The 8,526-nt window shown below is 49.3% G+C and carries 8 protein-coding genes; all 8 read right to left on the bottom strand.

Going from position 1 to position 8,526, the window contains the following annotated elements:
* Positions 1-31: 31 nt before the first annotated feature.
* Complete coding sequence (locus tag ABDW13_RS19095; protein WP_343554125.1) at positions 32-586, bottom strand: hypothetical protein; 555 nt, start codon at positions 584-586, stop codon at positions 32-34.
* Positions 587-2,995: a fimbria/pilus outer membrane usher protein gene (locus ABDW13_RS19100; RefSeq protein ID WP_343554126.1), complete on the bottom strand. Its 2,409-nt coding sequence runs from the start codon at positions 2,993-2,995 to the stop codon at positions 587-589.
* Between the two features lie 2 nt (positions 2,996-2,997).
* On the bottom strand, positions 2,998-3,717 hold the full coding sequence (locus ABDW13_RS19105) for a fimbria/pilus chaperone family protein (RefSeq protein WP_343554127.1): 720 nt from the start codon (positions 3,715-3,717) through the stop codon (positions 2,998-3,000).
* Between the two features lie 3 nt (positions 3,718-3,720).
* Complete coding sequence (locus tag ABDW13_RS19110; protein WP_343554128.1) at positions 3,721-4,431, bottom strand: DUF1120 domain-containing protein; 711 nt, start codon at positions 4,429-4,431, stop codon at positions 3,721-3,723.
* Positions 4,432-4,883: 452 nt separating this feature from the next.
* Entirely contained in the window at positions 4,884-5,852 is a 969-nt protein-coding gene (secF, locus tag ABDW13_RS19115) for a protein translocase subunit SecF (protein ID WP_343554129.1), read from the bottom strand.
* Between the two features lie 10 nt (positions 5,853-5,862).
* Complete coding sequence (gene secD / locus ABDW13_RS19120) at positions 5,863-7,710, bottom strand: protein translocase subunit SecD (protein ID WP_343554130.1); 1,848 nt, start codon at positions 7,708-7,710, stop codon at positions 5,863-5,865.
* Positions 7,711-7,735: 25 nt separating this feature from the next.
* Complete coding sequence (gene yajC / locus ABDW13_RS19125) at positions 7,736-8,068, bottom strand: preprotein translocase subunit YajC (RefSeq protein WP_343554131.1); 333 nt, start codon at positions 8,066-8,068, stop codon at positions 7,736-7,738.
* A gap of 24 nt (positions 8,069-8,092) precedes the next feature.
* Positions 8,093-8,526, bottom strand: a 434-nt coding sequence (locus ABDW13_RS19130) for a tRNA-guanine transglycosylase (protein ID WP_343554132.1), incomplete at its 5' end; no start/stop codon positions are given.

Below are 8,526 nucleotides of genomic sequence, written 5' to 3' on the forward strand. Positions count from 1 at the left end.
CACCTGCCCACCTGATTTTGCATTTTCGCCTTTAGAGTACTGGCAATAAGCGCAAAGTCAGTGTGGCTTCATGGGTAGTCAAACTTGCAACACGCAACTCATCTGAAGGGAGTAATGGTTCAATTTCTAATTGCATGAACAGTTTTTTTCCTGTCACTACATGCCCAAACTCCATCGCTTTCAGGCGATCCCCGGATAGAAGCGATAATGTTTTATTCTCACTCATTGGAATCATTGTTTCTCCTCGCTGTAGCATGAGTTCGACAGGCTTTCCATCCAGATGCGCATCACGAACCTTCACCTGTAATATGCCCTTTTTGCCAAATAGCAGCGTTTGATATTGACCTGATGTGCCAAGTATTTGCAGGTCGATTGCCTGAGATTCAGAGCAGTTCGCCATCAATAAAACATTTTGTGTTCCGAAACTGCGTTGCATGCCCGCCGCCTGTTGCTGCAATTGCCAACGAGATTGCAGAGGATAATCAATTCGATGCTGGCTTAAAGAAAGAGAACAAAAGGTGCTCCCTGCTAACCCATATGTGCTGAATAGTAGAGATATGAGTGCCAGATAATTAGGTAATTTCACTTAGCTCTCCATGTTGTTACAGTAAGTATTGGTATGCTCATAAAGTTCATCCTTAGGTAAGGTCGGCGACTCAGGAAGTGTTAGTGAAAATTCGCACAGCGGGCGGCCGTTAGTCGAAATGCTGTAGGAGCTCTGTGACACCGCATCAGGTAAAAATAAGCTGCCATCAGCCCCAACGACAGTTACCAGTTTATCTTCATGATCGAAAACAGCAGCACCTTCAGGCAACCGGCCTCCACCCTGCATCAACACGTTAACCAGTACACGCCGGGTGTGAACCATGTTGAACGTTATCTCTTCTACTGTTCCACGTGCTGGCCAACTCTCCTGATAAGCGTTAGGCATATCGACATTACGTGACAATGCTCGGGTTTCCACCTGAATCCCATTGCGGCTAAAAGCGTTGAGTGTGGGAATAACTGCGTACCCCCTGCTATCGCTCCATGCCGTACCTGAAGGGGTAATTAGAGGAACATCTGGCTCAAATCCAACTTTAGCAATGCCAAAGGTGTCGCTAATTTGGCCGGATGAAAGTGTTAACCCCCCTTTGTGCAATGCCAGTCCACCTGAAGCTGAAGCCGTCATACTGTGGCGATTATTTGGGGCAATACCCACACTGCCATTAAGATGTGAAACGCGGGTTCGAATATCACCGCTGAGTGTTCCGCTAAACCGGTTATCACTGAGCTCATGTTCGGCTGAAAGCCCCCAGCTCGCCGTATCTGAAAGACGCTGGCTGAATCGTGTACCTTGACGTCGATGTCTCTGGTCACTTAGCAAATAGCTACTTATCTGACTACTGCGCCCAATTGGTAAGCTCAATGATAACCAACCACGTTTTTCAGCTTCACTCGCTTTACCACTCACGCTTTGTTCAAAGCTCAATGAAAAGGATACGTTGTCCCACTGTCGTCCCCAGCCGGTACGGAGGTAATCGATGTGCTTTCCGCGCGAAAACTCACTACGCGCCCATGAAAGAGAAAATGAGCCAATAAAGCGGTCATTCCAGTTAGTGGTTAGGCTGTGTTGGCGGCGAGTATAGGCGGCGTCATTTTCTCTTGACTGGAGTGCGTCATTTAACTCGCGGTAATTTCTAGTCTGTTCGCTAAAATTTACCCCTAAGCTAAATTTTTCTGTCAAAGCCTGTGAAAGTTGAAGGCTGAATTGGCTTCCTTCACGAAATGGTTCAACCTGCTGCCCAATTGTAATTTGAAAACCCAATTGAGTACCGGGATTAGGCTGCATTTCAACGGATGCTGCCAAAGCACGCCACGGTGCGGATGCAAATGCGCCACCAGTTAGTAGGCTATTTTCGCCAAGTCTGTAACCTTTGGCTGCTGTTGCGACGATAGGTGTATGGAGACTCCCCCAACCGTATATTTTGCCAATGCCGATTGACAACCCAGCCCCTTTTGATAATGGTGCGGTCCTAAGTGAAGCTGCTGGCACTTTAAAATGCTTAACTTTCCCACTGCTGCTAGTTATCGTCAAATCTAAGTCAGTGCGTGTATTTACTAACGGTAACCCTCTTAAACTAAAGGGTCCTGCGGGCGCTTGGGTTGAATAAATCATTAGTCCCGCCTGACGTACCTCAATTAATGAAGTTTCATCAGCAATCCCTTCGGCCTGTATCGGGGCATCTGTATCTGAATTCAGTGCATTTTCCGGCTGCATTTGAATGCCGTAGACTTGGCCCGTGCCAAATAGGGAATTACTGAGGCTTATCTGACCCGCCTGCATCACTTTATTCAGATCGGTAAAGGTGTGTTGTACCCATGCAGCTTGGTGAGTGAAGCTATCGTTTCCATTAAAGGAATTAATACTTTGGCGGCTTCTAAATATCCAGTTGTTGTTGTTGATTCCAGTTTCACTAGCCAAATTTATGAAATTTGAGCTGGTGCCAGGACCTGACGCCGTCATTGCCTGTAAACGATAGTTAAGCATCCCGGCCGTACCTCCTGACTGCCACTGTCCAGTCACCGAAGAACCATCGCTAATTGTTTGAGGAGGAACCAGTAGTGCTATCTGCCCTAAAGCAGGATCATTATTAGCCTGTGCATCTGGCCACAATGAACTGATTGATGGACAGGGCACAGTGTTGTCGTAATTCGCAGGAACTGTTAGTCCAGCGCGCTGCAAAAAAGCTGAAGTGATGCAAAGCATTCCGCTTTCATCAAAGAGTGCATCGACACTTCCTTTCTTTTTGCCATTTAGAATCAGTGTTACATATGTATTTCCTGGCGCGAAACGGGCGGCTTCATGAAATTGCCGCGCGACACTTTCATCCACTTGTGCAGCACGAAGCATCTGTGGATCGAATTCTAAAGCACCTCCAGCAAGCGCTGAGCTAATTTGTATGCAGAATAAAACATGCGCCGATATGTGCCGGCGCAGGAAGAATGTAAACATAATTAGTGGGTTAGTGGCATTTCGTAGGGTTGGCTGGTATATCCCCAACTGCTCGCAGGCATAAACCGCACCTTCTCAGCATTAACTGATTTTCCGTTTCTCTCAACAGCGATATGAAGTGATTCACCAGGTAGTATGTAGGCTTTAGGCAATGACCATACGGTTTTATCTGGCAACGTCTCAATGCTTTGCATAAGTCGCACAATATAAGGTGAAGGATTAATCACACTGAGCCCAGATTTATCATGTCGCCATTCCAGATGGCGCCACGGAGCATTGTCCACCGGCAAATTAGCTGGCCGGATTATCATAGGCAGATTTTGCCTCACGCTGACACGAACAGAATTTTCCCCCTTCATCTGAGGAGGAATGCCATGAAAAGTAACTCTCTTGAGCTTTTCCGTCTGCAATGCCTTATCACCGGTGATAAGAAATCTTACCCGTTGGATCTGACCCGGCTCTACTCGTGACACTGGAGGAGAAACAATGATGTTGTGGCTGTCATCACCGGGAAGATTTTCAATCGCTGTTACCAGCAGCGCAGGCCAACTGTCGCTGTTTTGAAGATTTATAGCTCCTTCACCATTTGATGCTTCTACGATCACCACAGAGGTTTCAGGTACCATCCCCGTCGCGTTTGCATCTGGTTGAAACAATATTTGGCCAATCAAGAATGCGCTTAAGCTGGCCAGTAAAAAGAGCGCCGAGGATAATCTCATCATTATTTAGAGATAGACCACTTCGAAGGTGACCAAGCCATCAAGTTCAATAGCCCGGGTAAGGGACAAATTACTGGCCTTATCAAGATAGGGTTGCACTTCCATATTTCCGGTGAGTTGAGTGAATGGAACCGGCGTTTGTGAACCTGCGGTTCCCCAAGAAGTAAGCCCGTCATTTAAAAGCAGAGGTGCGCCAGCGGTTGCAGCGGTCCAACTGGCGCCATTGTTGTTTGACACAAGCTGAGAGACCTGCTTCGAGTCAGCCTGGGTATCTGCTGAAATCAACCTTGCAGCCAAGCCACCAATTTTTTTATTGGTATCATAATAGCCTAAGCCTGCTGCAGGGATTGTTCCCGCTGCCTGACCAAATAAAGCAATAGGCGCGGGCGCGAAACCGCGGCTCCCCTCGCTTCCTTCAGTGACAGTAGAGCCTATTCGCGCACTAATCGCACGAAGCGCTACGGCAGCAGGTGCGCTACATGTCAGCGTAAATGCCAACTGTCTAGACTCTAAAAGATTGTAATTATTCTGATCCAAAGCATCGCCCTTAATCTGACCGTAATTAATTTCCCCATTACTAGCCAAAAGAGGAGTACAGGATGCTGGTGCGATAGTGCCTGATACAGCCAAATCTACTGATTCTGCTGCCATAGAGCAGGCACTTGACAGCGAGAAGATCACTGCAATTATGGTAGGTAATTGAAATTTTTTATGCATTAGAGCGATTCCTTTACGGCCAAAGTTCAGTTTTCGTAGAGGGCGTATTTTGTTAAGCAGAATCTGTAATGACAATGGTTCACTGGCAGGTTTCACACTTAGTCACACCGGGTAACACGATGGCTTGTATGAATTTAGTAGCAGGTGACTTTGAGCTACGTCTAAAAATTTGACGTGATGAAATTGTTCATAAAACACACTTTTCAATGACTGAATCGGCGAGAGTTATTCAAAGAGGCTAACTGCTGCAGTGACAATAAAGCTTTGATGGCAACCGAGCATGAAGCTGGGTTAAAAGCATGAGAGGAGATGAGAAAATTAATGCTGGGAGTGATATGAAGTTAACGCAGTGAGCCGCCAGCCATTTAAATACAAAAACCCCCAATGCATCACACTGGGGGTTTTAACTAGAAAGGGTCAAGCAATCTCTAAATTACTCAATCAACTCAGAATTACGGCAGAATCGAAGGCTGGTCTGCGCCCTCTTTTTCCACTTTCTGCACCAGCATATGTTCACGCTTCATGCCGAGTTTCAGCGCCAGCGCTGAAGAGACATAAATCGATGAAATCGTACCGATGGTGACACCGATCAGCATGGTCAGTGAGAAGCCTTTCAGCAACGCACCACCAAAGATGAACAGGATCAAAATCATCGCCAGCGTGGTCAATGAGGTGATCAAGGTACGGCTTAACGTTTGAGTCAGAGACACGTTGGTAATGTCGTAAGAAGAACCGCGACGGATTTTGCGGAAGTTCTCACGAATACGGTCGGAAACCACGATTTTATCGTTAAGCGAGTAACCAATCACCGACATCAGCGAGGCGACAATCGTCAGGTCAATTTCAACCCGTGACAGCGCCAGGATGCCGCAGGTGATGATCACATCGTGCGCCAGTGCCAGTACGGTACCCAGCGCCAAACGCCACTCAAAGCGGAAGCCGATGTAGATCAGAATCGCAATCAACGCTGACAGCAGCGCCATTGCACCCGCCTGCGCCAAATCGCTACCCACGCTTGGGCCAACGAACTCGATACGCTTCACGGTGGCATTCTGTTGGGTCGTCTGGTTAATCGAAGCCAGAACTTTATTGCCCAACTCGGTGCCCGCGTTGCCGGTGGCTGGTGGCATACGCACCATCACATCGCGGCTGCTACCAAAGTTTTGTACCAGCGGCTCTTCAAAGCCCGCTTTGACCAAACCTTCGCGCAGCGCATCAAGATCCGCCGGTTTTTCTAGGTTAATTTCAATCACCGTTCCGCCGGTAAAGTCGAGGCCCCAGTTGAAGCCTTTGACGCCAACGATGGCGATCGACGCCACAATCAACAAACCGGAGATGATGAAAGCCAGCTTATCCCAGCGCATAAAGTCGATGACTTTACGCCCGTGGTTTAGCTGCTCAATACTATATTCCTGTGCCACAACGCACTCCTCAGATAGACAGCTTGTTGATGCGTTTGCCGCCGTACAACAGGTTAACGATGGCACGGGTGCCGACGATAGCGGTAAACATTGAGGTCGCGATACCGATAGCGGTGGTAATCGCAAAGCCTTTGATGGAACCGGTACCGACCGCATAAAGAATGATAACTTTGATCAGCGTAGTAACGTTGGCGTCGACGATACTGGAGAAGGCGCCTTTATAGCCTTCATGAATCGCCTGCTGTACCGAGCGTCCGTTACGCAACTCTTCTTTAATACGTTCGTTAATCAACACGTTAGCATCGACTGCCACCGCCAGCGTCAACACAATACCAGCAATACCTGGCATGGTGAGCGTCGCGCCTGGCAGCAGTGACATGATGCCGACAATCAGCACCAGGTTACACAGCAGTGCGCTGGTCGCAATAAGACCAAACTTCTTGTAGAACACCACCATAAACAGAATCGACGCGATCAAGCCCCACAAGCAGGCTTCGAGACCTTGTGTAATGTTCTGCTGACCCATAGTTGGGCCGATGGTACGCTCTTCAACAATCTGGATTGGCGCAATCAACGCACCCGCGCGCAGCAGCAGCGACAGCTGACGTGCTTCGTTTGGATTATTGATGCCAGTGATACGGAAGCTGTTACCGAGGCGCGACTGAATGTTCGCCACGTTAATCACTTCTTCCTGCTTCACCAGAATCGAACGGCCGTTGGCGTCTTTCTTGCCGCTGTCTTTGTACTCCACAAACAGGGTCGCCATCGGCTTGCCGATGTTGTCCTTGGTGAAGTTCGACATCATGTTGCCGCCCGCGCCATCCAGTGAAATGTTCACCTGCGGCTGGTTGTACTCATCCATGCTCGAGGTGGAATCGGTGATGTGGTCACCGGTCAGAATCACACGCTTGTACAGCACCACTGGCTGGCCTTCACGCGTTTTCTTCACTTCCGAATCGCCCGGCACACGGCCGCTGGCCGCTGCACTTGGATCCACGCTGGTGTTTACCAGACGGAATTCCAGCGTGGCGGTTGCACCCAAAATTTCTTTGGCACGCGCAGTGTCCTGAATACCCGGCAGCTCAACCACGATGCGGTCAGAACCTTGACGCTGCACCAATGGTTCGGCCACACCCAGCTGGTTCACACGGTTACGCAAGATAGTGATGTTTTGCTGCACCGCATATTCACGCGCTTCACTCAGACGCGCATCGCTCATCACCGCACGCAGCGTATCGCTGCCCTGGCTTGAGATCACCAGATCGCGGTGACGTGATGACAAGTAGCTGATTGCCGCGTCACGGCTTGCGCCATCACGGAAACGCACTTCTACGCCATAGTTCGCGATTTTATTAACGGTGGTATACGGAATGCTTTTGTCGCGCAGATCGCTGCGCAGGCTGTCGGCATTCTGCTCTTGCAGTTTGCCCAACGCGGTATCCATATCCACTTCCATCAGGAAGTGTACGCCGCCGCGCAGATCAAGACCGAGTTTCATCGGCTCCGCGGCCAGCATGCTCAGCCAGCGTGGCGTTGCCGGCGCGAGGTTGAGTGCCACAATGTAGTCTTCGCCCAGCGCCGTGGTGATAGCATCACGAGCGCGCAGCTGCACGTCCTGGTTCTCAAAGCGAGCCAGGATAGCGCCATTTTCCAAAGCCAGGGATTTGCTCTGGATGTTGTCTTGTTTTAATACGTTCTGGATCTGATCCAACGTTTGCTCACTGGCGGCGCCACCGCGCGCACCAGTGATCTGAACGGCCGGATCCTCACCATAGAGGTTAGGAAGCGCATAGAGCAGGCCGACGAGAATCACGGCGACCAGCATGATGTACTTCCACAAAGGATAACGGTTTAACACGGCAGTTCCCTTCGGGAAGAAAAAATTAAAGCGCCTTCATAGTACCTTTCGGCAGAACGGCGGCCACGAAATCACGTTTAACAACTACTTCAGTGGTGTCGTTCAGAGCAATAGAAACATAGCCAGTTTCTGCCACTTTGGTCACACGACCAACCAAGCCACCGCTGGTCAGCACTTCATCACCTTTAGAGATGGAATCCATCAGCTTCTTGTGATCTTTCGCACGCTTCTGCTGCGGACGCAGAATCATGAAGTAGAAAATCAGACCAAATACCACCAGCATGATCACCAGAGAATACGGACTTCCCTGCGACGGTGCGCCTGCTGCGGCTACGGCGTCAGAAATGAAAAAGCTCATTAAATTTCCCTCATTGATGAATTATCAGACGTTCAGCGGAGGAACCGCTTTACCCGTCCTTTGGTAGAACTCGCTAACAAAGTGCTCTAATTTACCCTCTTCGATAGCCTTACGTAAACCGGCCATCAAACGTTGGTAATAGCGCAAATTGTGAATTGTATTCAGGCGTGCGCCCAGTATTTCGTTACAACGATCAAGATGATGCAAGTAAGCGCGGCTGTAATTGCGACAGGTGTAACAATCACACTCCGCATCCAGCGTGGCGGTATCATCTTTATATTTGGCATTACGGATTTTCACCACGCCATCGGTAACAAACAGATGACCGTTACGCGCATTGCGCGTTGGCATAACGCAGTCAAACATATCGATACCGCGGCGAACGCCTTCCACCAGATCTTCTGGCTTGCCGACGCCCATCAAATAACGCGGTTTGTCTTGCGGAATTTGCGGACAGA

Origin of the sequence: Pantoea sp. (genome assembly GCF_039594315.1) — a bacterium.
In the GTDB taxonomy this organism is placed as follows: Bacteria; Pseudomonadota; Gammaproteobacteria; order Enterobacterales; family Enterobacteriaceae; genus Pantoea.